At 70.3% G+C, this 24792-nt stretch carries 17 protein-coding genes and 1 pseudogene; 7 read left to right on the forward strand and 11 right to left on the reverse strand.

The features are described 5' to 3' along the window. Positions 1–13: 13 nt before the first annotated feature. The 3 genes from mmsA to AB0N81_RS23855 are packed head-to-tail and all read left to right on the forward strand — an operon-like array spanning position 14 to position 3973. Positions 14–1552, forward strand: a complete 1539-nt coding sequence (gene mmsA / locus AB0N81_RS23845; RefSeq protein WP_365361625.1) for a multiple monosaccharide ABC transporter ATP-binding protein — start codon at positions 14–16, stop codon at positions 1550–1552. A gap of 10 nt (positions 1553–1562) precedes the next feature. Then, positions 1563–2792 carry a multiple monosaccharide ABC transporter permease gene (mmsB, locus tag AB0N81_RS23850; protein WP_365361477.1) on the forward strand — a complete coding sequence of 410 codons (1230 nt, stop codon included), beginning with the start codon at positions 1563–1565 and terminating at the stop codon, positions 2790–2792. 32 nt (positions 2793–2824) lie between these two features. Then, complete coding sequence (locus tag AB0N81_RS23855) at positions 2825–3973, forward strand: aldose epimerase family protein (RefSeq protein ID WP_365361479.1); 1149 nt, start codon at positions 2825–2827, stop codon at positions 3971–3973. 5 nt (positions 3974–3978) lie between these two features. Here AB0N81_RS23855 and AB0N81_RS23860 read toward each other — a convergent pair whose 3' ends face one another. Then, positions 3979–5079, reverse strand: a complete 1101-nt coding sequence (locus tag AB0N81_RS23860) for a glycoside hydrolase family 43 protein (protein WP_365361481.1) — start codon at positions 5077–5079, stop codon at positions 3979–3981. Positions 5080–5223: 144 nt separating this feature from the next. On the opposite strand from AB0N81_RS23860, the gene AB0N81_RS23865 reads away from it, so the two are divergent. Next, complete coding sequence (locus AB0N81_RS23865) at positions 5224–6471, forward strand: FAD-binding protein (protein WP_365361483.1); 1248 nt, start codon at positions 5224–5226, stop codon at positions 6469–6471. On the opposite strand, the pseudogene AB0N81_RS23870 reads toward AB0N81_RS23865, so the two are convergent. The 5 genes and pseudogenes from AB0N81_RS23870 to AB0N81_RS23890 form a co-directional block, all read right to left on the reverse strand. After that, positions 6468–7137: pseudogene (locus AB0N81_RS23870) on the reverse strand (MFS transporter); the annotation flags it as partial. The gene AB0N81_RS23865 and the pseudogene AB0N81_RS23870 overlap by 4 nt on opposite strands. Then, positions 7134–8102: an arabinan endo-1,5-alpha-L-arabinosidase gene (locus AB0N81_RS23875; RefSeq protein ID WP_365361486.1), complete on the reverse strand. Its 969-nt coding sequence runs from the start codon at positions 8100–8102 to the stop codon at positions 7134–7136. The gene AB0N81_RS23875 and the pseudogene AB0N81_RS23870, both read right to left, overlap by 4 nt. A gap of 79 nt (positions 8103–8181) precedes the next feature. Then, positions 8182–9276, reverse strand: coding sequence for a polysaccharide lyase family 1 protein (locus AB0N81_RS23880; protein ID WP_365361488.1), 1095 nt, complete (start codon positions 9274–9276; stop codon positions 8182–8184). A 93-nt stretch (positions 9277–9369) separates the two neighbouring features. Next, entirely contained in the window at positions 9370–10896 is a 1527-nt protein-coding gene (locus tag AB0N81_RS23885) for an alpha-N-arabinofuranosidase (protein ID WP_365361491.1), read from the reverse strand. Between the two features lie 32 nt (positions 10897–10928). Further along, positions 10929–13439 (reverse strand): alpha-L-arabinofuranosidase C-terminal domain-containing protein, encoded by a 2511-nt coding sequence (locus AB0N81_RS23890; RefSeq protein ID WP_365361493.1) that lies wholly within the window; start codon positions 13437–13439, stop codon positions 10929–10931. Between the two features lie 243 nt (positions 13440–13682). Between AB0N81_RS23890 and AB0N81_RS23895 the strand changes: the two genes are divergently transcribed. The 3 genes from AB0N81_RS23895 to AB0N81_RS23905 are packed head-to-tail and all read left to right on the forward strand — an operon-like array spanning position 13683 to position 16836. Then, positions 13683–15032 carry an extracellular solute-binding protein gene (locus AB0N81_RS23895; RefSeq protein WP_365361495.1) on the forward strand — a complete coding sequence of 450 codons (1350 nt, stop codon included), beginning with the start codon at positions 13683–13685 and terminating at the stop codon, positions 15030–15032. Further along, positions 15029–15991 (forward strand): sugar ABC transporter permease, encoded by a 963-nt coding sequence (locus tag AB0N81_RS23900; protein WP_365361497.1) that lies wholly within the window; start codon positions 15029–15031, stop codon positions 15989–15991. The genes AB0N81_RS23895 and AB0N81_RS23900 overlap by 4 nt, the downstream gene beginning before the upstream one ends. Beyond that, the gene (locus AB0N81_RS23905) at positions 15988–16836 is read left to right on the forward strand and encodes a carbohydrate ABC transporter permease (RefSeq protein ID WP_365361499.1); all 849 of its coding nucleotides are present in this window, start codon (positions 15988–15990) and stop codon (positions 16834–16836) included. The genes AB0N81_RS23900 and AB0N81_RS23905 overlap by 4 nt, the downstream gene beginning before the upstream one ends. Positions 16837–16892: 56 nt before the next feature. On the opposite strand, the gene AB0N81_RS23910 is transcribed toward AB0N81_RS23905, so the two are convergent. From AB0N81_RS23910 to AB0N81_RS23930, 5 genes are all read right to left on the reverse strand, one after another. Then, the gene (locus AB0N81_RS23910; protein ID WP_365361501.1) at positions 16893–17723 is read right to left on the reverse strand and encodes a pectate lyase; all 831 of its coding nucleotides are present in this window, start codon (positions 17721–17723) and stop codon (positions 16893–16895) included. A gap of 104 nt (positions 17724–17827) precedes the next feature. After that, entirely contained in the window at positions 17828–18685 is an 858-nt protein-coding gene (locus tag AB0N81_RS23915) for a hypothetical protein (RefSeq protein ID WP_365361503.1), read from the reverse strand. Then, complete coding sequence (locus AB0N81_RS23920) at positions 18682–19233, reverse strand: SigE family RNA polymerase sigma factor (protein ID WP_365361627.1); 552 nt, start codon at positions 19231–19233, stop codon at positions 18682–18684. The genes AB0N81_RS23915 and AB0N81_RS23920 overlap by 4 nt, the downstream gene beginning before the upstream one ends. 52 nt (positions 19234–19285) lie before the next feature. After that, a complete protein-coding gene (gene yicI, locus AB0N81_RS23925) occupies positions 19286–21619 on the reverse strand; it encodes an alpha-xylosidase (protein WP_365361505.1) in 2334 nt (777 codons plus the stop codon). Next, positions 21616–24543 carry a glycoside hydrolase family 3 C-terminal domain-containing protein gene (locus tag AB0N81_RS23930; protein WP_365361507.1) on the reverse strand — a complete coding sequence of 976 codons (2928 nt, stop codon included), beginning with the start codon at positions 24541–24543 and terminating at the stop codon, positions 21616–21618. Before AB0N81_RS23930 ends, yicI begins: the two co-directional genes overlap by 4 nt. Between the last annotated feature and the right edge of the window lie 249 nt (positions 24544–24792).

Below are 24792 nucleotides of genomic sequence, written 5' to 3' on the forward strand. Positions count from 1 at the left end.
GCCGGTCCTCGAGATGCGCGGCATCACCAAGACGTTCCCCGGCGTCAAGGCGCTCTCCGATGTGAACCTGACCGTGCGGGCCGGGGAGATCCACGCGATCTGCGGCGAGAACGGCGCGGGCAAGTCGACGCTGATGAAGGTCCTCAGCGGCGTCCACCAGCACGGCAGTTACGACGGCGAGATCCACTTCGAGGGTGAGCGGGTGGCCTTCAAGGACATCCGCGCCGGCGAGCGGCACGGCATCGTGATCATCCATCAGGAGCTGGCGCTCGTCCCGTACCTGTCGATCGCCGAGAACATCTTCCTCGGCAACGAGCAGGCCCGGCGCGGCTTCATCGACTGGCACGACACGCTGCGCAGGGCGAGCGCCCTGCTCAAGCGGGTGGGTCTGGACGAGAAGCCGCAGACGCCGGTCGCCGACATCGGCGTCGGCAAGCAGCAGCTCGTGGAGATCGCGAAGGCGCTGTCCAAGGAGGTGAAGCTGCTCATCCTGGACGAGCCGACGGCCGCGCTCAACGACGAGGACAGCACGAAACTCCTCGGCCTCATCAGGGAGCTGCGCGACCAGGGCATCGCCAGCATCATCATCTCCCACAAGCTCAACGAGATCCGGGCCATCACCGACTCGGTGACGATCCTGCGCGACGGGCAGACCATCGAGACGCTGACGGTCCGCGATGCGCGCGACTCCGAGCCCCAGCTGTCGGAGGACCGCATCATCCGCGGCATGGTCGGCCGCGACCTCGACCACCGCTTCCCCGACCGCACGCCCTACGAGGGCGAGGACGCGGGCTCGCTCGCCCTCTCCGTCGAGGGCTGGACGGTGCGGCATCCGGTCGACCACCAGCGCAAGGTGGTCGACGACGTGTCGCTCACCGTGCGGCGCGGCGAGATCGTCGGCATCGCCGGGCTGATGGGCGCGGGCCGCACGGAGCTCGCGATGTCCGTCTTCGGGCGTTCCTACGGTCAGTACGTGTCCGGGAAAGTGTCGGTGGGCGGGCGCCAGGTCGTCACGAAGACGGTGCCTGCCGCCGTCGACGCGGGCATCGCGTACGTCACCGAGGACCGCAAGCAGTACGGCCTGAACCTCATCGACAACATCAACCGCAACATCTCCCTGGCCTCACTGCCGGGCATGCGGCGGCGGGACGGTTTCGTCGACGAACACCACGAGCGGTCCGTCGCGGAGCGGTACCGCAAGTCGATGAACATCAAGGCGCCCACGGTGTTCGAGCAGGTGGGGCGGCTCTCCGGCGGCAATCAGCAGAAGGTCGTGCTCAGCAAGTGGATCCACGCCGACCCGGAGGTGCTGATCCTCGACGAGCCGACGCGCGGCATCGACGTCGGCGCCAAGTACGAGATCTACACCGTCATCGACAAGCTCGCGGCCGAGGGCAAGGCGGTGCTCTTCATCTCCTCCGAACTGCCCGAGCTGCTCGGGATGTGCGACCGGATCTACACGATGGCCGAGGGCCGGCTGACCGGTGAGGTCGACCGCGCGGACGCCACCCAGGAACTCCTGATGCGCCACATGACCAAGAACAGAAGCTGAGGCCCCCGCCATGACCACCACGACCAAGCCCCCGCGCGACACCGCGGCCACGCCACCCGCCAAGGCCTCCGTCGGCGAACTGCTGCTGCGCAGTGTGCGCTCCAACATGCGCCAGTACGGCATGCTCATCGCCCTGGCCTTCATCGTCATCCTGTTCCAGATCTGGTCGGACGGCGTCCTGTTGCTGCCGAGCAACGTCTCCAACCTGATCCAGCAGAACGGCTACATCCTCATCCTGGCCATCGGCATGATGATCGTCATCATCGCGGGCCACATCGACCTGTCCGTCGGTTCGCTGGTGGCCTTCGTCGGCGCCATGTCGGCGGTGATGATGGTCAAACACGACATGCCGTGGGTGCTCGCCCTCGTCCTGTCGCTGCTGATCGGCGCGGTCGCGGGGGCGTGGCAGGGCTTCTTCATCGCGTACGTGGGCATCCCGTCGTTCATCGTGACGCTGGCCGGCATGCTGCTCTTCCGCGGTCTCACCCAGATCGTCCTGGAGGGCCAGTCGCTTTCGCCGTTCCCCGACGGCTTCCAGAACATCGCCAAGGGCTTCATCCCGGAGATGGGCCCGTACACGCAGTACCACAACCCGACGCTGGTCATCGGTTTCGCGACGATCGTGTTCCTGGTCTTCCGCGAGTGGCGCAGCCGCAAGCAGCAGCTGGCGTACGACCTCGACGTCACGCCGACGAGCCTGTGGGTGGCCAAGCTGGTGGCGATCACCGCCGCCGTCGTCGCGTTCACGCTGACCCTGGCCAGCTTCCGCGGCGTGCCCGTCGTGCTGCTCATCATGTGCGGTCTGCTGATCTGCCTCGGCTACGTGATGCGCAACGCGGTCATCGGCCGGCACGTGTACGCGCTCGGCGGCAACAAGGCGGCGGCGAAGCTGTCCGGCGTCAAGGACAAGCGCGTCACCTTCCTGATCTTCGTGAACATGGGTGTGCTCGCGGCGCTCGCGGGCTGTGTGTACGCGGCGCGGCTGAACGCGGGCACCCCGCAGGCGGGCCTGAACTTCGAACTGGAGGCGATCGCCGCGTCGTTCATCGGCGGCGCGTCGATGAGCGGCGGCGTGGGCACGGTCATGGGCGCCGTGATCGGCGGCCTGGTGCTCGGTGTCCTCAACCAGGGCATGTCCCTGGTCAACATCGGCACCGACTATCAGCAGGTCATCAAGGGCCTGGTGCTGCTCGCCGCGGTCGGCTTCGACGTCTGGAACAAGCGCAAGGTCGGCCGGTAATTCAAGCCCAACTCACCTTTCTGGAGCGGCACATGGAAACGAGCAGACGCACCGTACTGGCGGCGGCCGCCGCCACGGGCATCACCGCGGCCGTCGCCGGCACGTCGCACGCGACGGACGGCGCGCGGCCCACCAAGGAGCTCTTCGGCAGGCTCGCCGACGGCACCAAGGTGTACCGCTGGTCGCTGGCGAACGGCGGCACCCGGATGAAGGTCCTTTCGTACGGCGGCATCGTGCAGTCCCTGGAGCTGCCCGACCGGCGCGGCCGGTACACGAACGTCTCCCTCGGCTACGACACGATCGAGGCGTACGCCGCGGGGACCACGTTCTTCGGCGCGCTCATCGGGCGCTACGGCAACCGCATCGCGCGTGGCCGCTTCACGCTGGACGGCAAGGAGTACCAGCTGTCCGTCAACGACGGGGAGCACAGCCTGCACGGCGGCGCGAAGGGCTTCGGCACGCGGGTGTGGGACGTGGAGCCGTTCGCCGGGTCCTCCGGTGTGGGCCTGGTCCTGCGGTATGTGAGCGTCGACGGCGAGATGGGCTATCCGGGGACGCTGCGGGTGACGGTGACGTACACCCTCACCGGCCGCGGCGACTGGCGGATCGACTACGCGGCGACCACCGACAAGGCGACCGTCGTGAACCTCACCAACCACACGTACTACAACCTGGCGGGCGAGGGCACCGGTGACATCTACGGCCACGACCTCACCCTGGACGCGAGCCGGTTCACGCCGACCGACGCGGGGCTGATCCCGACGGGCGAGCTCGCGAAGGTGGCCGGCACGCCGTTCGACTTCCGGCGAGCGAAGCCCGTGGGCGAGGACATCCGCGCCGCGCATCCGCAGCTGGTGACCGCCAAGGGGTTCGACCACAACTGGGTCCTCGACAAGGGCATCACCCGCCGCCCCGAGCACTTCGCGACCCTCCGGGACCCGGAGTCCGGCCGCACCATGAAGATCGCCACGACCGAGCCGGGCGTGCAGTTCTACTCCGGCAACTTCCTCGACGGCACGCTGACCGGCCCCTCTGGACGCACCTACCGCCAGGGCGACGGGCTGTGCCTGGAGACCCAGCACTTCCCGGACTCCCCGAACCGGCCGTCGTTCCCTTCGACGGTGCTCCGGCCCGGGGAGACCTACCGGTCGAGCACGGTGCACGCCTTCTCGGCGCGCTGAGCGGTTCAGCCTCCGGCGGCCCTTCCGTCCGCGATCGGGACGCCGAAGTCCGGCGTCCCGTCCGGCTTCCAGCCGAGCCGCTGGATGCGTGTGTGCCGGTTCGGGTCGTGCAGCGGGTCGCCGGTGATCTCCTTGTACTGGCGGGCGTGGTAGACGAGGACGTCGGTGCGGCCGTCCTCGGCGACGGTGAAGGAGTTGTGGCCGGGCCCGTACTGCTTGGTGGTCTCGTTGCTGGTGAAGACCGGCTTCGGGGACTTCGCCCACGACGCGGGGTCGAGGAGGTCGCTGCCCGCGTCGGCGGTGAGGAGACCCAGGCAGTAGTTCGCGTCGGTGGCGCTCGCGGAGTACGTCATGAAGACTCGTCCGTTGCGCCGGATGACCGAGGCGCCCTCGTTCACCTTGAACCCGACGCACTCCCAGTCGTACTCGGGCGTGGTGAGCCGGACCTGGGGCCCGGTCACCGTCCAGGGGTTGGCCATGCGGGACAGGAACACGGCCGTGTTGTTGTCCATGCCGGGCTCGTACTGCGCCCAGGCGAGATAGCGGACGCCACGGTGCGTGAAGGTGGTCGCGTCCAGGGAGAAGGTGTCCCAGGCGGTGACGATCCGCCCCTTCTCCGTCCAGGTTCCCTTGAACGGGTCGCGGTGGGAGTTCTCCAGGACCCACATGCGGATCTTCCACACGTCGTCCGCGGGCGCGGCGGCGAAGTACATGTACCACTTGCCGTCGATGTGGTGGATCTCCGGTGCCCAGATGTGCGCGGCCATGTCACCGCTCGTGTGCTTGCGCCAGACGACCGCCTCCTCGGCGGTGGCGATGCCGCGCAGGGTGCGGGAGCGGCGCAGGATGATCCGGTCGTACTCCGGGGAGGTCGCGGTGAAGTAGTAGCGGCCGTCGGTGTGGCGGTGGATGTGCGGGTCGGCGCGCTGCCGGACCAGGGGGTTGGCGTAGCGGGAGGGTGCGAGGGCGGGCGCGGGCGCGGCGTGGGCGGCGGCCGGGGCGGCGGCGAGTGCGCCGGCCGCGAGGGCCGCGCCCTTCAACACGATTCTGCGGCTGGGGTGTTCGCCGGGGCTCGTGTGTTCGTTCGTGTGTTCGTTGGGGCTCATACGGGTGGGGCGCCTTTCCGGAATGATGAGACGTCCGTGATCTCGAACAACATCTGTGATGTCGAACGCCGAAACGGTAAAGGCGTGTCCGTGGCTGGTCAACGGGTAGGACGGGACGAGGCCGAGACCGAGGGAGAACCTGCGATGACGAGCGGCACGTGGACCAACTGGGCGGGGAACATCACCTTCTCCACACGCGAGCTGCACCACCCCCGCTCGCTCGACGAACTGCGGGCCCTGGTCGCGGACAGCCGCCAGGTGCGGGTCCTCGGCACCGGGCACTCGTTCAACAGGATCGCCGACGTCGACCCGGGCGTCGGCGGCACGCTCGTCTCCCTGGGCGGGCTCGCGCCGTCCGTCGACGTCGATCCGGCGGGCCGGACGGTGCGCGTCGCGGGCGGCGTGCGCTACACCGAACTGGCCCGCCATCTCCACGCCCACGCCCTCGCCCTGCCCAACATGGCGTCCCTGCCGCACATTTCGGTGGCCGGTTCGGTCGCCACCGGGACGCACGGCTCCGGCAACGGCAACCAGCCCCTGTCCTCGGCGGTCCGTGCCGTGGAGCTGATCACGGCGGACGGGTCCCGGCTCGAGCTGCGCCGGGGTGACGACGGCTTCGACGGTTCCGTGGTCGCGCTGGGCGCCCTGGGGGTCGTCACCGCCCTCACCCTCGACGTGGAGCCCGCCTTCGAGGTGAGCCAGCACGTGTACACCGAACTCCCGTTGACCGGCCTTGACTTCGAAGCGGTGAGCTCGGCGGCGTACAGCGTGAGCCTCTTCACGGACTGGCGCGGCCCGCGCTTCACGCAGGTGTGGCTCAAACAGCGGGCCGGCGGTCCACCGGCCGGTTTCCCGTGGGCTCCGCCCGCCACCTCGGCGCAGCACCCCGTGCCGGGCATGCCCGCGGTCAACTGCACGGAGCAGCTGGGCATACCGGGGCCCTGGCACGAGCGGCTGCCGCACTTCCGTCCCGCGTTCACCCCGAGCAGCGGCGCCGAACTCCAGTCGGAGTACCTTCTCCCGCGCGAGGACGCGCTCGCCGCGCTGCACGCGCTCGACTCCCTGCGCGCGTCGATCGCCCCGGTCCTTCAGGTCTGCGAGGTCCGCACGGTGGCCGCCGACACCCAGTGGCTGAGTCCGGCGTACGGGCGCGACACGGTGGCGTTCCACTTCACCTGGGTGCCGGACCCGGCGGCGGTGCTCCCCGTGATCATGCTGGTCGAGGATCGCCTCGCCCCGTTCAGCCCGCGCCCGCACTGGGGCAAGGTGTTCAGACTGCCACCCGCCGAACTGCGCGCCCGCTACCCCCGTTTCGCCGACTTCGCCGCGCTCGCGGACAAGCTGGACCCCGCAGGAAAGTTCCGCAACGCCTTCGTACGAGACCTGCTCTAGGCCTTGGACGGACGCGACTCCCTGGGCCCCGGCGCCCGGCGCACCCCGAGCAGACCCAAGGCCGGCACGGCCGCGAGTACGAGCCACGGCACCGTCCCGCCCCGCTCCAGCAGGGCGCCCACCGGGGCACCGCCCGCGAGGACCACGGCACCGGAGACCGAGGACAGCGCCCCCGTGAAGAAGCCCAGCCTGCGGTCCTCGACCAGGTCGGGAAGCCAGGCCCGCGCCGCGGGCACCACCAGCATCTGCCCGAGCGTGAGCAGCACCACGAACGCCAGCGCCGGCGCGACGCCGCTGACCGGCAGGAGGACCCCCACCGCCGCGAAGGACCCGGCGCCCTCTCGCCTGTCCGGCATCAGCCGGTGGTGCGCGGCGAGGATCACCACGAACACCGCCGCCCCCGCGAGGCAGGCCACCCGGAAACCGCCTGCCAGCAGCGCCGCGCCGAGCACCGGCCCCACGAGGGCGCCCGCCTGGCCGCCTGGCCGCCTGGCCGCCTGCCGAGAAGAGGCCGAGCACCCGGGTCCGCTCCACCCCGGCCCTCTCCTCGTGACGCACCGACTGGCGGGCGATCTCCGTCTCGACGGCCGGGGAGAACAGGGCGGCCGCGAACCCGACGAGCAGCACCGAGCCGATCACCGACCAGGTCGTTCCGGCGAAGGTCAGCGGGCGACCGGCCAGCCCGTTCCCCAGTCGAGCAGATTGACCCCGAGCTTGGGCGTGCCGTTGTCCTGGGCGTCGTAGTAGTGGTAGACGAGCAGGTCACCGTCGACGTCCTTCAGCACGGACTGGCCGCCGGGACCGATGTAGCGGCCGTGCGACTCCAGGACGGTGGTCCCTCCGTTGTTCGTCATCGCGACGCCGTTCTTGTCGTAGTACGGGCCCGTCGGGGAGGAGGCGCGCCCCACCTTGATCTTGTACGTCGAGGCCGTGCCCGCGCAGCAGGTGTCGTACGACGCGAAGAGGTAGTAGTAGCCGTTCCGCTTGACGACGTACGGCGCCTCGACCGCCTTCGTCCCGGTCGGCCGGGACGCGAGCGAGTGCCGGGTCGTGTCGCCCGCGTACGGCTTGCCCGTCGAGGGGTCGACGCGGATCATCTTGATCCCCGTCCACCAACTGCCGAAGGACAGCCACCACTTGCCGTCGTCGTCGACGAAGAGGTTCGGGTCGATGGCGTTGTGGTCGCTGGACGGTCCCGAGGTGACGACCGTGCCGCGGTCGGTCCAGGAGCCCGGCTCACCGGTGGTGGACGTCGCGAGGCCGATCGCGGAGGTGTTCGAGCCGAAGCTGGAGACGGAGTAGTACATCAGGTACGTGCCGCCGTGGTACGAGATGTCGGGCGCCCACGCCTCCGGCACGGACGAGTACCGCGACCACCAGCCCGGCCGGCCGCCGAAGGCGTCCGCACCGGCGCGGAAGGCGATCCGGTCGGTGGACGCGCGGTGGCCGATGCCTCCGCCGGTGGCGTACAGGAGGTACTTGCCGGACGGGGTGCGGACCATCGTCGGGTCGTGGACGACGGTGCTGCCGGTGACGGTCCCGGGGCCGGGATACGCCGACGCGGTGCCCGGCACGAGGGCGAGCAGCACGGCGGCGGGCAGGGTGAGGAGTGCTCTGCGACTGCGGCTCACATGGTTCTCCTTGCTCGTGGAGGGGGACGGCCCCCGCCGCGTACGGCGGGAGCCCGAGAAGGGAGGAGCGAGGCAGGTGTCAGAGCTTTCCGGCTCCGGCGCCCTGCGTCACCGACGCCACGACGGACGAGGCGGGTTCGGCGGTGTAGCCGTAGGGCGGCTTCGTGAAGGAGCCCACCTGCGAGATCTCCGTGGCGGCGCCTCCGAGGTCGTTGCCCCGCAGCACCGCGTAGCCGTCGACGTCGCTGCTGCGGCTGGTGGTCACGGCGATCTTCGTGGAGCGGAAGACGTTGTTCTCCACGAGCATCTGCGCGCCCATCCGGGAGTGCGCCGCGGTGTCGGCGTCCTGGACGTAGTTGTCGTAGAAGTGGCCGGTGCCGAAGCGGAGGCTGGGGATGCGCGAGTAGACGTTGCTGAAGTGATTGTGGTGGTAGGTCACCTTCAAGTGGCCCTCGTCCTCGCCTCCGTTGTTGTCGCTGTGCCCTACGAGAGACCCCTTGAAGTGGTCCTTGAAGGTGTTCCACGACACCGTGATGTCGTCGGAGCCGTGATTGATGTCGAGGAGGCCGTCGTAGTAGTCCTTGTCGTGCTCGCGGTCCGCCGAGAAGGAGTTGTGGTCGATCCACACCTTCGTCGACTCCTGCACGGTGATGCCGTCGGCGGGCGCAACCGGCTTGCTGATGTTCAGGTTGCGCACGACGACGTTGGTGGCCTCCTTGACGCGCAGCCCGCCACCGGTGAAGCCGGAGGCCGAACCGGCGCCAAGGACCGTGGTGTTGGAGCCGATGTCGACCTGGCCGCTGAGCGGGATCAGGCCGTTGACCCTGACGACCTTGGCGGTGTCCCCGGCGACGGCGGACTTGAAGGCGGTGAGCGTGGTGACGGTGATGGGTGCGGCGTTGCCGCCGCCCGTCGTCCCCGCGCCGAAGCCGACCGGCGCGGTCTCGGCCTGTGCGGTCTCGGCCTGTGCGGTCCGGGCCTGCGTGGTCCCGGCCTGCGTGGTCCCGGCCTGTGTGGTCCCGGCCTGTGTGGTCCCGGCCGGTGCGGCTGCGGCCCGCGCGGGTTCCGCGGTGGCGAGGCCCGGCAGCGTGGCGCCGAGCGCGAGCGCGGCGGCGCCGGCCCCGGTGGCCAGGATCAGGTGACGGCGGCGCTGGCCCCTGCGGTGCGTGCTCATACGGACGTCCCTTCAGAGCGGCTCATGGGGAGGTACGCCGGGTAGTCGCCGCCACCCGTCACCAGGTTGCCGGTCGGGCCGGGAAAGCTCGGGTCACCCGAGCCGGATCACGTTCCAGGACAGCGGCTCCAAGACGGCGGTCAGCGTGCCGTCCGTGAGTTCCGTGCCCGTCACCTCGTGCGGGGCGACCCGCTCCGGCTCCGCCAGGGTGTTGCGGGCCTCCGGGTCGGCGTCCGCGAGCGCGCTGTGCTCGACGACGGCCGTGACGCCGAGGCCGTGCAGGGCGACTTCGAGGGGCAGCGGCTCGGACTGGTGGCGGTTGACGGCGAAGACAGTGAGGGTGCCGTCGTCGGCGCGTACCGCCGTCGCGTGCAGCAGCGGCACCTCGCCGAACTTCGCCGTCTCGTACGTGGGTGAGTCCACGCGCACGTCGAGGACCCGCCCGCGTCCGTACCGCGACGCCTGCGCGAAGGGGAAGAACGTGGTCTGTCGCCAGGCGGGGCCGCCCGGCTCGGTCAGGATCGGCGCGATCACGTTCACGAGCTGGGCGAGGCAGGCGACGGCCACCCGGTCGGCGTGCCGCAGCAGCGCGATGAGCAGGGAGCCGAAGACGACGGCGTCCGTGACCGAGTAGTTGTCCTCGAGGAGGCGGGGGGCCTCGGGCCAGTCCGACGCCCCGCCGCGAGGGGCGGCGGCCGCCGCCTCCTGGCTCTTGGACAGGTACCAGACGTTCCACTCGTCGAAGGAGAGGTTGATCTTCTTCTTCGACTTGAGACGCGCCCCCACGTGGTCGCAGGTCGCGACCACGTTCTCGATGAACGACTCCATGTCGACGGCGGAGGCGAGGAACGAGTCGCGGTCGCCGTCGGTCTCCTCGTAGTAGGCGTGCAGGGATATGTGGTCGACGAGTTCGTACGTCTCGGCGAGAACGGTGGCCTCCCACGCGCCGAACGTCTCCATGGACTGGCTCGACGAGCCGCAGGCGACGAGTTCCACGGAGGGGTCGATCTGCCGCATCGCGCGGGCGGTCTCGGCGGCGAGCCGCCCGTACTCCTCGGCGGTCTTGTGGCCGGTCTGCCAGGGCCCGTCCATCTCGTTGCCGAGGCACCAGAGGCGGATGCCGAAGGGGTCCTTGTCCCCGTGGGCGGCCCGCAGGTCCGAAAGGGCCGTCCCGGAGGGGTGGTTGGCGTACTCCTGGAGCTGCAGCGCCTCGGCCACTCCCCTGGTGCCGAGGTTGACCGCCATCATCGGCCCGGCCTGCGGGCCGATCTTCTTGAGGAAGGCGATGTACTCGGAGAGGCCGAAGCGGTTGGACTCCGTGGACCGCCAGGCCAGGTCGAGGCGGCGGGGCCGCTCCTCGACAGGCCCGACGGAGTCCTCCCACTTGTAGCCGGAGACGAAGTTGCCGCCGGGGTAGCGGATGGTGGTCACACCGAGTTCGCGGATCAGGTCGAGGACGTCCCCGCGCAGGCCCGTCTCGTCCGCCGTGGGGTGGCCGGGCTCGTGGATGCCGGTGTAGACGCACCGGCCGAGGTGCTCGACGAAGGAGCCGAAGAGACGCGGGTCGACATCGCCGACGGCGAAGTCCGGGTGCAGGGTGAATCGGGCGGAACGGGTCATGGCTTCCCTAACTGCGAGGCGGGCGGGTCGGGTCAGTCGGTCCTGATCCGCAGGAACGTCACCGAGTTCGCGGGGAAGGTGTACGAGAAGCGGTCGTCCACCCCCTCGAAGGTGGACGACCGCGGCGCGACGGGCCGGGCGTCCTTGGTGTTCTCGGCGGCCGGGTCGGCGGTCAGCGTGGTCACCCGCGCCTTCGACGCGACCTTCGTGCCCGCACCGAGGTCGACCTGTGTGCGGGCCTCCGCGCCCTGGGCGTTGACGACCTTGACGATCAGTTCGCCGGTGGCCTTGTCGCGGGTGACCACTTGGCGGAAGGGTTCGGCGGGCTTGTCGTCGGTGAAGGAGCCCCACTTCTTTCCGTCGAGGTAGAGCGTCACCTGGCGGCCGCGCACCTCGACGCGCAGGTCGTAGCTGCGGCCCGTCTCGACGGTCGTGCCGTCCTGGATCATCGTCTGCTTGGCGCCGTCGGTGGTCTTCTCCACGGCGGACCGGGTGTTGTTCCAGCCGCCCAGGTTCCACCAGTAGTGGTTGCCGGTGTCCTTGACGCCGAAGGCGACCATGAAGCCTTCCTTGCCCGCCTTCTTGGTGGCCTTCACGTTCAGGTCGTAGTTCTGCCAGCCCTTGTCGCCGGCCGTGACCAGGGTGTTCTCGGCGGCCTCGTCGGACTGAACGTACGCGCCGTCCCTGACGGCCCAGCTGCCCTTCCCCGAAGCCTTCTTCCACTGGCCGTCACCGGCCGAGAAGTCGTCGGTGAGCAGCGTCTTCCCGTCCGCGCCCGTGACCTTCACGTCGTCGTACGCGGCGCTGGTCGCCCAGGTGGAAAGGCCGACGGCGCCGGCGATCGGACCTGAGGTGGCCGGGGTGCCGGAGGCGGTGGAGGGCACGACCTCGTCGCCGACGTTGCGCATGAAGAGCTTCTGCGTCTCATAGTTGGCCGAGCCCCAGGACTGGTCGTTGTCGAACCAGATCATGTTCGGCTGCCACTGCACGTAGTCCTCGTTGGCGAGCAGCGGCGCGTACGAGGCGAGCTTCACGATGTCGGCGTTGCGCTCCAGACCGGTCATGAACGCGGCTTCGGCGAGGGCGTTGGAGAACTTGTTGCCCTGGGAGGCGTACTCGCCGAGGAAGACCTTCGGACCCTTGCGGTCGTAGGAGTCGTAGCGGTCGTTGTTCTCCAGAAACCACTGGGGGCTGTTGTAGTAGTGCTCGTCGACCATGTCGACGTTCGCCTCGCGGTTGAGCTTCCAGGCGGTGTCGAATATCGCGCCGCTGTCGTCGGGCCCGGAGTTGGAGACGACGCTGATGTCCGGGTACTCGGCCTCGATGGCCGCGCGGAACTGCTTGAAGCGGGCGAAGTACTCGTGGGGCAGGTTCTCCTCGTTGCCGACCGCCAGGTGTGTGAGGTGGAAGGGCTTCGGGTGGCCCATCTGGGCGCGCTTCTTGCCCCACTCGCTCGTCACTGGCCCGTTGGCGAACTCGATCAGGTCCAGGGTGTCCTGGATGTGCCGCTTCAGGAGCGCGTCGTCGTCGGTGGCCTTGTTCTGGCCGCAGCCGGTGACCAGGGCGGGCACGACGGGCAGCGGCATGGCGCCGGCGTCCTCGGCGAACTGGAAGTACTCGTAGTAGCCGAGGCCGTAACTCTGGTTGTACCCCCAGAAGTTGGCGTTGGTGGCGCGCTGCTCGACCGGGCCGATGGTGTCCTTCCACTGGTAGGAGCGCTTGCGCTGCCAGCCCGACTGCTCGTCGTACGCCTCGTGGCTGCCGGTGTTGACCAGGCAGCCGCCGGGGAAGCGCAGGAATCCGGGGTTCAGGTCGGCGATCTTCTCGGCGAGGTCCTTGCGCAGGCCGTTCTCACGGCCCTTGTACGTGTCGCGCGGGAAGAGGGAGATCTCGTCGAGGGCGACGGGGGCGTCGGCGGTGACGGCGAGCCGTCCGGTCGCGGAGGTGCGGGTGGCGGTGAACGACACCTTGTACTTGGCCCAGCCGCCGCGCGCGGTGACGCGGCGGGCGGCGGCCAGTCCGCCGGCGGCGTCCCTCAGGCCGATGGTCAGCGGCGCCCGCGCAGAGCTGTCGGCGCGGGCCCAGACCGAGAAGTCGTACCGCTTGCCCTTGGCGACCGCGATGCCGGTGTTGTAACCGGAGTTGGTGACGGACGAACCGGCGCCGAGCGAGAGGTAGTTGCGGTTGCGGGCGTTCAGGCGGCCGTCGTCGTTGCGGACGTGTGCGGTGCCCGAGGTGTCCCACGACGTCAGCGGCTTGTAGGAGTTGTTGTCGTCGGTGCTGTACTCGAACGACCGGTTCTGCACGAGCTCCGCGTAGAGCCCGCCGTCGGCCGCGCGGTTGATGTCCTCGTAGAAGACGCCGTACATCGAATCGTCGATCTTCGGTCCTGTACGGGCCGAGTCGACATCGATCGTGTAGTCGACCGGCTCGTCGGGCGCGGCGGGGCCCGCCGCCGCGCCGGGGCTCGCGGCGAGCGTTCCCGCGAGCAGGGACCCCACCGCCCCCACGGTGAGGCCCAGTTTCCATCGTCTGCGCGCCATGTCCACCTCTGCGTCCACCTCTGCCGTCTCGACGGTTAGCGTTCGATATTTCGGACGCCGGTCAGGATTACGAACGGCAACTTAGGCAGCGGAGCTGAGCACGTCAACGCATCGCACAGAACCCCTCGTAATTCACCGGGACTTCGTCCGAACCGTTGACGCGCACGATGTTCGACCTTACGGTCCGTTCGAAGTTGCGATCGGCATTCGATATACCGAACAGCAGTAAGAGAAGAGAGCCGCATGTCACCTCCCCTCCCGAGCCGCCGCGGTGTGCTCGGCGGGCTCGGAGCACTCGCCGTCGCGGGCAGCTTCGGTCTCGCCGCCGCGAACCGGAGCGCCTCCGCGCTCACCTCCGGCGCGGACGCACGGCTCCGGTACTGGAACCTGTTCAGCGGCGGCGACGGCGTGAACATGATCGCGATGCTGGACGCCTTCCGCCGGGAGAACCCGGGCATCGACGTACTGGACTCGACCCTGCTCTGGGGCAACCCGTACTACACCAAACTCGCCATGGCAGCCTCCGGAAACCGGGCCCCCGAACTCGGTGTGCTGCACCTGGGACGGCTCGCGGGCTTCGCCCCCGAGCGGCTCCTCGACCCCTTCGACACGGCGCTGCTCGCCCGGTACGGGGTGCGGCGTGAGGACTTCGACCCCGCCCTGTGGAAGCGGTCCGTCGTCGGCGGAAAGCTCTACGCCGTCCCCCTCGACATCCACCCGCAGCTGAACTTCTACCGCAAGGACGTCTGCGAGAAGGCCGGCCTGCTCGGGGACGACGGGAAGCTCGTCGCGTTCACCTCCGTCGACGAGTGGTTCGACGGGCTGAAGGCCGCCAAGAAGGCGGTGAAGCCGGGCGTGCAGACCCTCGGACTGCACGCGTCCAACCAGAACCACGCCTGGTGGTTCTTCATGTCGTTCTACGCGCAGGCCGGCGGCACCTACTACGACCCGGGCCTCACCGACGTCACGTTCGACGAGGACAAGGCCGTCGAGATCCTGGAGTTCCTGCGCCGGCACATCACCGACGGCTACGCCACCACGGGCGCCCCCGACGCCGAGCACTTCATCAACGGCGGCGCCTTCGTCTGGGAGGGCGGCTGGTCCGTGCCGGTCTACTCGGGGCCGGGACTGAAGTACGGGGCCACCCCCATGCCCGCGCTGTTCGGCAGACCCGCCACGCAGGCCGAGTCGCACTGCTTCGTGCTGCCCCGCCAGGCCGGCCGCGGCGGCGCCGCCGACGACGCCGCCCACCGCCTGGCCGCGTACATCGTGCGGCACGGTGCCGACTGGGCGCGCGGCGGCCACATCCCCGCCCACCTGCCGACGCTGCAGTCCGCCGCGTACCGAAAACTCCACCCGCAGTCCGAGTACGTCTCGGTGATGGACCAGATGGCCCTCGAACCGGAGGCCTGGTTCGCGGGCTCGACCGGAACGCTCGCGCAGCGCATCGGCCCGGTCGTCGTCTCCTCCAACCTCGGCTCGGCCAAGCCCGCCGCGGCGGCCCGCCGGATGCGGGGCGTCCTGGAGAAGCTCCTGGAGATGAAGAACCCCATGGAAGGCAGAACCGCGGCCGAAGGAGGCTCCGCCGCATGACGACAACCAGCGCCGGGGCCGCCGCCCCGGCCACCACGAAGCCACCCGCCGTCCGCACCACCGCCGCCGCCGAACGGAGCACGCGGACCCGCGCCGGACGCGGACTCCAGCACGGCGGCTGGTTCGTGGCGCCGTTCCTGCTGCTGTTCCTGCTCTTCGTGATCGTGCCCGTGCTGCGCGGGGTGTGGCTGAGCTTCACCGACGCCAACATCTCCGGCGACGGCGCCCGCTTCGTGGGCCTCGACAACTATTCCGAGGCGCTCCAGGACCCCCTGGTGTGGGACTCGCTGGGCCACAGCGCGTACTTCACGCTCCTCGTGGTGCCGTGCATCGTGCTCGTCGCCCTCCTCCTCGCGCTGCTCGCGCACCACATCGAGCACGCCAAGTGGCTGTGGCGGCTCTGCTTCTTCGCACCCTTCCTGCTGCCCTCGACCGTCGTCGGCAACATGTGGCGCTGGATGTTCAACCCGGACACCGGCCTGCTCGACCACGTCTTCGGCATGGAGTCGGCCTGGCTCACCGAGAAGGACACGGCGATGACGGCCGTCGTCGTCGCCACCCTCTGGTGGACCGTCGGCTTCAGCTTCCTGCTCTACCTCGCCGCGCTGCAGAACATCCCGCAGCACCTGTACGAGGCCGCCGCGCTGGACGGCGCCAACGCCTGGCACCGGACGGTGCACATCACCCTGCCCATGCTGCGCTCCATCACGGGCCTGGTCGTGGCGCTGCAGATCCTCGCTTCGCTGCAGGTCTTCGACCAGGTCGTGGTGATGTACGAGTTCGGCCCCGGACCGGAGGAATCGACCCGGACCATGGTCCAGTACACCCTCGAACAGGGCTTCACCAGCTACCGCGTGGGCTACGCCTCCGCGATCTCGATCCTGTTCTTCCTGATGATCGCGGTCATCGCGCTGGGCCGCATGTGGCTGCTGCGCAAGCGCGAGGAGGGCGTCCAGTGAGCACCGCCACGGGAGTACGCCGCAAGTGGAGGCCGAGTCAGGTCGTCCTCACCGCCGTCGGCCTGCTGGTCTCCGCCGTGATGACCGCGCCGCTCCTCTGGACGCTGTCCACCTCGTTCAAGTCGGAGGCGGAGGCCGTCGCCGTACCCGTCAAGTGGCTGCCCGACGAGTGGACCACCCAGGCGTGGAAGAGCATCTTCGAGACCGGCAACATCACGAACTGGTTCGTGAACTCGGTCGTCGTCTCGGTCTGCGTCACCTTCGTCGTCGTGCTGACCGGCGCCCTCGCGGGCTACGGTTTCGCGCGCACCGAGTTCCGCGGCAAGGGCGCGCTGATGGGACTCGTCATGGCGGGTCTGATGATCTCGCCCGCGGTCCTCGGCGTCCCGCTCTTCACCACGGTCCAGTCCCTGGGGATGGTCGACACGTACTGGGGCATGATCCTGCCGCAGTGCGCGCCGGCCGCGATGGTCTACATCCTCTACAAGTTCTTCCAGGGCATCCCCAAGGAGCTGGAGGAGGCGGCGTTCTGCGACGGCGCGGGGCGGTGGCGGATCTTCTTCACCATCGTGCTCCCGCTGGCGCGCCCCTCGCTCTCCGCGGTCGGCATCTTCACCTTCATCGGCTCCTGGAACAACTTCCTGTGGCCGTACATGGTGACCAACAACCCCGAGCTGATGACCATGCCGAACGGCATCGCGACCGTCATGAACTCCTACGGCATCCAGTGGGCGCAGCTGATGGCGGGCGGCCTGATGGCCGGCCTGCCGCTGATCGTCGTGTTCGTCTTCTTCCAGCGGCAGATCGTGGCGGGGGTGGCGCACACCGGCCTCGCCGGGCAGTAGGCACGAAGGAGAGCGCCCCCGCGCGAGGGGCGCTCTCCCGGCATCTGCCGTACGTCCTACTGGTAGCTGATGTCCGAGGCCGTGAACTTGCAGTACCTGCCGTCGGGGCCCGAGCCCGTCTTGGTCGGCTCGTCACCGGTGTTGTTGCCGGTGAAGCGGTCACACGTGGCGATCTTCTTGTTGCTGTCGCCGTGGATGCGGATGTTGCGCAGCTCGGCCGTGTCGCCGTAGTTGGTGTTGATGCCGACGATCGACTTGCCGGGTGCGGTGATGTCCACGTCGTCCACGACGATCGTCCGCTTGTACTGCTTGGAGCAGTTGCCGCAGGAGCGCACCAGCTTGCCGAAGTCGGAGACCTGGAACTTGGTCACGACCAGCTTGCCCGCGCCATTGAACTGGAGGACCTTGTCGTCGGCCTTCCTCGCGCCACCGCCGCGGATGGTGTACGTGGAGCTCGCCGAGGTCCCCTTGAAGGTGGCGGCGTCCTCGCCGACGTCCTCCCACCACACGTTCTCCAGGGTGCAGCTGCCCTGGCAGTGGATGCCGTCCGCGGCCGGCGAGCCGATGATGACGTTCTTGAGGACCGCGCCGTCCTTCAGCTTGAAGATCGGGTCCTGGCCCTCGTCCTGACCGTCGCCGCCCAGGTCACCGGTGCCGTAGTAGCGCTTGAGGCCGCCGTCGCGGGTGCCGGAGACCTCGATGGTCTTGGCCGTCGGGGCCTGGCCCTTGGCCTCGGGCCAGGCGGTGGCCGCGCCCGCGGGCGACAACATGATGTTCGTCGCGATCCCGGCGCCGGTCAGCGTGAGCGCTGCGGTCACCGCGCCGATGGCCCGGCGCGTGGTCAGGCGCCGCTTGCGGCCCTTGCGCAGTTCAGCTCGTGGTGTCATGTGTCCCATTCCTCGTACGTGGGGGGAGAGCTTCTTCGCTGTGTGGTCTCCGCCGGCCGGGAATGGGTTGCCGCCGTCCGGAAAGTTTTCGCGTTTTCGCGGGCTCAGGCGAAGTCGCCCCGCCAGACGGCCCGTTCGTCCGAGGTGCCCGCATGGACCGCATATGTGTCGCCGCCCGCGTCCCGCTTCCCTCCCGGGTGGTTGAACTGTCCGGCGAAGACGTGTTCCCCGACGGGCACGGTCCTCCCGTCCTTGAGCGTCCAGCGGTAGACGAGGAAGCCGTCCCGCTCGGTGGCCGAGACGTCGAAGTCGCCCTCGGGCAGGGAGCGCCAGTTGCCGGTGTCGGCGACCTCGCCGCTCCCGGCGACGCGCACCTCGACGGTGAGCGCGGTCAGCGGTTTCCTCGCCTTGACGGTGATGTCGCTCTGCGACCAGTACGTGCTGGAGCCGGGGTCGACCGAACCGTCGGCCCACAGGAGCCGGTCCGCGGGCACGCTCTTCGGCGTCCCCGATGTCCCCGATGTTCCGGGAGACTTGGGGGGCGTCGGCGGTGTGCCGCTGGGGCGGCGGGGCGGCGCGTCGGGGGTGCGGTCCGGTGGGTCGTCGGTGCGGGCCGGTGCGTCGGGGGTGCGGTCCGGGTCCGGCGCCGCCGTCGGCGGTGCGGGCGTGGTGCTCGTCGCCACGGACTGCGGTGACGGTTCCTCGTCCCGCAGGACGGCGGCCACCCCGTACCCGACGACCGCGAAGACCCCTGCCACGGCGGCCGTCGCGCTCACCACGCGCAGCCAGGACGCGCTGCCCACGTGACGGGTGGCCTTCGACCGCCGCTCCGGCCGCCGCTCGCCCTCGGCCATGCCGCGCTCGATGCGGGCCCGCATCCGCTCCCGGTCGGGCCGGTGCGCCTGCGCCGCGCCGCGCAGCTTCCTGCGCACCCGGTCGTCGTCGTGTGCGTCGTCCCTCATGTGCTTCCCCCCGTGTCCGCCGTGACCGCGCGCACCCGTGCGAGGGCGGGGTGCGGGCCGAGGCGTCGTTGCAGCTCAGCCATTCCCTTCGACGTCTGGCTCTTCACCGTACCCACCGAGACCCCGAGGGCCAGTGCGGTGTCCTTCTCCGAGAGGTCGAAGGCGTGCCGCAGGACCACGCAGGCCCGCTTGCGGAAGGGCAGCGCGCGCAGCGCGTCCCGCACGTCGACGACCGCCGGTATGTCGGGGTCCGCGACGTCCTCGTCACGGCCCGACCAGAACAGCGTGATGCGGCGCCGCTCGCGCACGGCGCTGCGGATGCGGCTGCGCGCCATGTTCGCGACGACTCCACGGGCGTACGCGGCCGGGTGGTCCGCGGCCCGCACCCGGTCCCAGCGGTGCCAGAGGGCGAGGAGCGCATCGGCCGCCAGGTCGTCCGCACCGTCGGCCTCGCCGGTCAACAGGTGGGCGAGGCGCGCGAGTTCGGCGTAGTGCCGCTCGAAGAAGGCGTGGAACTCGGCGGCCGCGTCGCTGCCGGCCGGCGTCATGGATGCCCTCTCTTCCGCGCTGTCCGCCGCCGTCGCGGTGGAGGCGGGCACTCTAGCCGGTCCTTCTGTCCGTGAGGACATCGGTCAGGATCACCTCCCCCACGCCGTCCGCCGTCGCGCGCCCGTCCACGGTCCGCACCCGGAAGGGGCGCCGGGAGCCGGCGGCGAGGACACGGACCCGGTTGCCGTCCCGCGTGGCGCGGAAGACGGCCGCGGGCCGCCCCTCGTGGTCGGGGACGGTGGTCTCTGCGCGGTGCGGGGCTCCCGGGGTGACCAGCAGGGTCAGGTCGTCCAGCCAGTCGCCGTCGGGCCGCGCGTCGTCGGCGCCGAGCGGGAGCAGGGCGCCGGGCCGCACGTACAGCGGCAGGCTGTCGAACCCGTGGGTCTCGCGCCGCCAGCCGGGGCCCTGGACGGTCTCGCCGGTGAGGAGGTGGGTCCAGGTGCCTTCGGGGACGTAGAACTCGACGTCGCCCTCGGCGCTGAAGACGGGGGCGACCAGCAGATCGGGGCCGAGCATGTACTGCCGGTCGAGGGTGCGGCAGGCCGGGTCGTCGGGGAACTCCAGGAGCATGGGGCGCATGACGGGCACGCCGTCGTGGTGGGCCTCGGCGGCCGCGCCGTACAGGTAGGGCATCAGGCGGTGCTTGAGGCGGGTGAACTTCCGTGCCACGTCGACCGCTTCCTCGCCGAACGCCCACGGCACCCGGTAGGAGACGTTGCCGTGCAGGCGGCTGTGCGAGGACAGCAGGCCGAAGGCGAGCCAGCGCTTGAAGACGGCGGGGTCGGGGGTGCCCTCGAAGCCGCCGATGTCGTGGCTCCAGAACCCGAAGCCGCTCAGCGAGAGGGACAGGCCGCCGCGCAGCGACTCGGCCATGGCGCCGAGCGAGGCGAAGCAGTCGCCGCCCCAGTGCACGGGGAACTGCTGGCCGCCCGCCGTCGCGGAGCGTGCGAAGACGACGGCGTCGCCCGTGCCGCGCTCCTTCTCCAGGAGTTCGAAGACGGTGCTGTTGTAGAGCTGCGCGTAGTAGTTGTGCATGCGGTGCGGGTCCGAGCCGTCGTGCCAGACCACGTCGGTGGGCACGCGCTCGCCGAAGTCGGTCTTGAAGCAGTCGACGCCCTGGTCGAGGAGGGCGCGCAGCTTGGCGGCGTACCAGGCGCGGGCGCCGGGGTGGGTGAAGTCGACGAGCGCCATGCCCGGCTGCCACAGGTCCCACTGCCAGATATCGCCGTTCGGGCGCCGGACGAGGAACCCCTCGGCCGCGGCCTCGGCGAACAGCGGGGACTTCTGGGCGATGTAGGGATTGATCCAGATGCTGACCTTGAGTCCGCGTTCGCGGAGTCTGCGCAGCATGCCCTCCGGGTCGGGGAAGACGTCCGGGTCCCACCGGAAGTCGGTCCACTGGTGCTCGCGCATCCAGAAGCAGTCGAAGTGGAAGACGCTGAGCGGGATGTCGCGCTCCGCCATGCCGTCGACGAAGCCGGTGACGGTCTCCTCGTCGTACGGGGTGCAGAAGGAGGTGGTGAGCCAGAGCCCGAAGGACCAGGCGGGCGGCAGGGCGGGGCGTCCGGTGAGCGCGGTGTAGCGGCGCAGGACGTCCTTCGGGGTGGGCCCCGCGATGACGTAGAACTCCAGCGACTGGTCCTCGACGCTGAACTGGAGCTGGCCGACGGACTCGGAGCCGATCTCGTAGGAGACCTTGCCGGGGTGGTTGACGAAGACGCCGTAGCCGCGCGAGGAGAGGTGGAAGGGGATGTTCTTGTACGCCTGCTCGCTGCTGGTGCCACCGTCGGCCTGCCAGATGTCGACACTCTGGCCGTTCTTGACGTACGGGGTGAAGCGCTCACCGAGTCCATAGATCAACTCGCCCACTCCGAGCGCGAGTTGCCCGATCATGTGGTGGGCACCGTCGGGGGTGGTGGCGAACGCGGTGCCGCGCCGCTCCACGGCGGTCAAAGGGCGCCCGTCGCCGTCCAGGAACTCCAGGCCCCAGGGTGCCGCGCTGTCCAGGCGGAGCGTGAGCGGGCCACTGGTCAGTTCGGTGACGGTGCCACCGCGGCGGAGGCAGGGCTGCGCGTCGGGCGTTCCGGCGCCGGCGGAAGCACTCCCGGGGGTCTCTGTCGTCTCGGTTGCCAGGAGGATGAAGTCCGGCCCGTGGTTGGCCTTGCCCGCGTGGTGCGTCGCCCGGACGCCGATCACCCCCTCGGCCGGTGAGAAGCACTCGACCGTGATCAGCGGCGAGTTGAGCGTGTCGCCCCGCTCGCGCACCGGCTTGACGGCGGCGTACGCGGTGAAGCCGGTGCCGTTCTCCCGCACTTCGCGTACGTCGGTCGCGTACGAGGCGTGCACCCCGTCACGCATCAGCCAGAAGCCGTCGGTGAACCTCATGCCGTGCCCTCGCCCTCTTCGCCGGCGGTGAAGGTGATCCGCGCGAGCCGGACCGGCCCGCGCAGGCGGACGCGCAGGTCACGCACCCCGGAGGCGGCGAACACCGCGCTGTGGTGGGCGTAGTCGTACCTCCCGCCGGTCGGCGGGACCGTGACGGTGGTCGCGGTGCTGCCCGAGATGAGGTCGACGGCGCCTTCGCCTGCCGCCTCGACGGCGACGGCCCGTACTCCGTCCTCGAAGTCGCAGTCGCAGAAGAGCAGTTCGCCGGAGCCGTCGGCGACGGCGCGCACGGCGTCGCCCGATGTCTTCGTGCGGTCGACGATCTCGGTGCCGGTCTGCGTGTCGTATCCGGTCGCCGCCAGGCCGTCCCTCCGCGCCGGCCTGGCGGCTGTCGGTTCGCCGTCGACACGGACCGGCGCGGTGAGCCGGATGTCCTCACTGGAGGCGCCGGCGAGCAGGTCGTACGTGCCGGTCGCCAGGGCCCAGCGATCGTGCCGCACATCCCAGAACGCCAGGTCCGACAGCGGCACTTCGAACTCCAGCCGGCAGGCGGCCCCGGCCGCGAGGCGCACGCGGCGGTGGGCGACCAGCTGCCTGTGCGGCAGGGTGAGGCCCGCCACGGTGTTCCGGGGCGCCCGTGCGTAGAGCTGCGCCACCTCGTCCGCGGCGACGGGCCCTGTGTTGGTGAGGGTGAACGCGACCCGCAGCACGTCGCCTTCGCGTGCGGCCGTGAGGTCCTCGTACGCGAAGGAGGCGTAGCTCAGGCCGTGCCCGAAGGGGTACAGCGGGCGGTCCGCCGCGTGCGGGTCGGCATAGAGGTAGGTCTGGCGCGAGCCGATGATGTCGTAGTCGAGCAGGCCGGGCAGGGCGGTGTCGGCGACGTGCCAGGTCTGCGGGAGGCGTCCGGCAGGTGAGACGTCGCCGGCGAGGACGCGGGCGAGCGCGGTGCCCGCGACCTGTCCGCCGTGCGCGGTCCACAGCAGGGCGGGCAGTTCCGTGTGGGCGTCGGCGACCGCATAGGGGTAGGAGGAGGTCAGGACGAGGGCGGTGCGCGGGTTGGCGGCGCGGGCCGCGCGCCACAGCCGCTCCTGGTGGGGCGGCAGGGCGAGGGTCGTGCGGTCCTGTGTCTCGCGGCCGTTGATGTGCGGGTCGTTCCCCGCGACGACGATCACGGTGTCCGCGTCGGCGGCGGCGCGGGCCACGGCGTCCTCACCGCGCTCCAGCACCTCGACGGCGAAGAGGAGCCCTCCAACCGCGAGTGCTCCCTCCGCGCCCCCTCCCCCTGCGAGTTCTTCTTTCGCGGCAACCTTCACGGCACCGGCGGCGACAGAGACGTACCCACCCGTCCCCGTGTGCTCGATGAGGTACCCGTCCCCGTGCTCGACCAGCCCGAACGTCTCCTGCACGACCCAGCCGCCCGGCTGGTCCGCCGACGCGCGCACGAAACCGTCATCGGCGACCGAGAGGTAGCGGCCGTCCACCGCCCGCAGCGTCCACGCGCCGTCGCCCCAGTCGACGAGGGCGAACTCGGCGGCGTCGGCCGGATCCGCGCAGACGGTCAGCGGCGGCAGGTCGGTGCGGCCCGCGAGCAGCGCCGGGTCGAGGGCGCCGGCCGCGCCCCGCGCCGAGGCGCCGGCGGCGGACGGCGGCACCCGGAGCCAGCCCGCCGCGCACTTCAGGCGTACCCGGTCCGCGCCCTCGGCGTAGGTGACGCGGTCGGCGCCGAAGCGCTCGCGCAGGCCGTCGAGGGTGGTGGCGCGGCGGATCAGGGTGCCGCTGTACCAGTCGGTCTTGCACTCGTCGGCGAGCAGTCCGACGACCGCGATCCGGGCGCCTTCGGTGAGCGGGAGCAGGCCGTCTTCGTTCTTGAGCAGGACGACGGCCTGTTCGGCGGCCTCAAGGGCGAGGTCCTGGTGCGCGGGGGTGTCGACGTCGTCCGGGGAGGCGGCCGCGTACGGGCCGCCGTCCGGGTCGAACTCGCCGAGCCGGAGCCGCACGGACAGCTGTCTGCGCACCGCCGCGTCGACGTCGCCCTGGGTCAACAGGCCCTTGTCCAGAGCCCGTCGAAGGCGTCCCACGATGACCGTCGGGTCGGTGCCGTGGTCGGTGAAGCTGTCCACGCCCGCGACGAGGGACGCGGCGACGGCCTCTTCGTGGGTGTCGAAGTACTCCTCGGAGTCGACGAGGTTGCTGGGCGCGCCCGCGTCGGAGCAGACCAGCAGGGACTGGTCCGTCCAGCGGCGCAACTGCTCACGGAGGTGGGGCGACACGTGGTTGGGGCGGCCGTTGACGAGGTTGTAGGCGGGCATCACCCCGGCGACCGCGCCGGCCTCGACGGCGGCCCGGAAGGCGCGCAGGTCGTACTCGTGCAGGACGCGCGGGCGCACGGAGGAGTTCGACGTGTCCCGGTGCGTCTCGTTGTTGTGGGCGAGCCAGTGCTTGAGGACGGGCGCGGTACGCCATCGCGTGGGGTGGTCGCCGCGCAGGCCGCGCGTGCAGGCGACGGCGAGTGCCGAGGTGAGGTGCGGGTCCTCGGCGTACCCCTCCTCGTTCCTGCCCCACAGCGGGTGGCGCAGGAGGTTGACGGTGGGCGCCCAGACGTTGAGGCCGACGCGGTCGTCCCGGGCGCGCATGGCCCGCGCCTCGGCGCCGACGGCCTCGCCGACGCGCCGCAGCAGGTCGTCGTTCCAGGTCGCGCCGAGCCCGACGGCCTGCGGGAAGACGGTCGCGGGCCCCATCCAGGCGACGCCGTGGAGCGCCTCCTGTCCGGTGCGGAACGCGGCGATGCCGAGCCGCTCGACCGCGGGCGCGAACTGGTGCAGGAAGGCGAGGCGTTCCTCGGTCGTCAGCCGTGCGAGGAGGTCGTCCACCCGCTCGTCCGGCGGCAGGCCGGGGTCGCGGAACGGTGGCGGGTTCTCGGTCACGTGGGGATCCTCCGGACGGGCGACAGACACCTTCGAAGCGCTTCGATGCTCCGTGTTGAGTGGCGTCCATGTCAAGGGAACGCTCGGGGCCCCCTGCTCCAAACACCCGGCATCCCTTGTGGCGACTGCGCTTGCCAACTCACCCATCGAGTCGACGAATTCGGTACCGAAGCCTTGTCCCGCCCCGCCCCTTCACCTAATCTCGCTCCGAAATCGAAGCGCTTCGACATGGGTTTCGAGTGCCCGCGC

It is taken from the genome of Streptomyces sp. NPDC093510 (assembly GCF_040683555.1).
Taxonomy (GTDB): Bacteria; Actinomycetota; Actinomycetes; order Streptomycetales; family Streptomycetaceae; genus Streptomyces.

Bases quoted from the DNA above. Each gene is read 5' to 3' on its own strand.
- mmsA (WP_365361625.1), top strand. From the start codon at position 14: ATGCGCGGCATCACCAAGACGTTCCCCGGCGTCAAGGCGCTCTCCGAT.
- mmsB (WP_365361477.1), top strand. From the start codon at position 1,563: ATGACCACCACGACCAAGCCCCCGCGCGACACCGCGGCCACGCCACCC.
- AB0N81_RS23855 (WP_365361479.1), top strand. From the start codon at position 2,825: ATGGAAACGAGCAGACGCACCGTACTGGCGGCGGCCGCCGCCACGGGC.
- AB0N81_RS23860 (WP_365361481.1), bottom strand. From the start codon at position 5,079: ATGAGCCCCAACGAACACACGAACGAACACACGAGCCCCGGCGAACAC.
- AB0N81_RS23865 (WP_365361483.1), top strand. From the start codon at position 5,224: ATGACGAGCGGCACGTGGACCAACTGGGCGGGGAACATCACCTTCTCC.
- AB0N81_RS23880 (WP_365361488.1), bottom strand. From the start codon at position 9,276: ATGAGCACGCACCGCAGGGGCCAGCGCCGCCGTCACCTGATCCTGGCC.
- AB0N81_RS23885 (WP_365361491.1), bottom strand. From the start codon at position 10,896: ATGACCCGTTCCGCCCGATTCACCCTGCACCCGGACTTCGCCGTCGGC.
- AB0N81_RS23890 (WP_365361493.1), bottom strand. From the start codon at position 13,439: ATGGCGCGCAGACGATGGAAACTGGGCCTCACCGTGGGGGCGGTGGGG.
- AB0N81_RS23895 (WP_365361495.1), top strand. From the start codon at position 13,683: ATGTCACCTCCCCTCCCGAGCCGCCGCGGTGTGCTCGGCGGGCTCGGA.
- AB0N81_RS23900 (WP_365361497.1), top strand. From the start codon at position 15,029: ATGACGACAACCAGCGCCGGGGCCGCCGCCCCGGCCACCACGAAGCCA.
- AB0N81_RS23910 (WP_365361501.1), bottom strand. From the start codon at position 17,723: ATGACACCACGAGCTGAACTGCGCAAGGGCCGCAAGCGGCGCCTGACC.
- AB0N81_RS23915 (WP_365361503.1), bottom strand. From the start codon at position 18,685: ATGAGGGACGACGCACACGACGACGACCGGGTGCGCAGGAAGCTGCGC.
- AB0N81_RS23920 (WP_365361627.1), bottom strand. From the start codon at position 19,233: ATGACGCCGGCCGGCAGCGACGCGGCCGCCGAGTTCCACGCCTTCTTC.
- yicI (WP_365361505.1), bottom strand. From the start codon at position 21,619: ATGAGGTTCACCGACGGCTTCTGGCTGATGCGTGACGGGGTGCACGCC.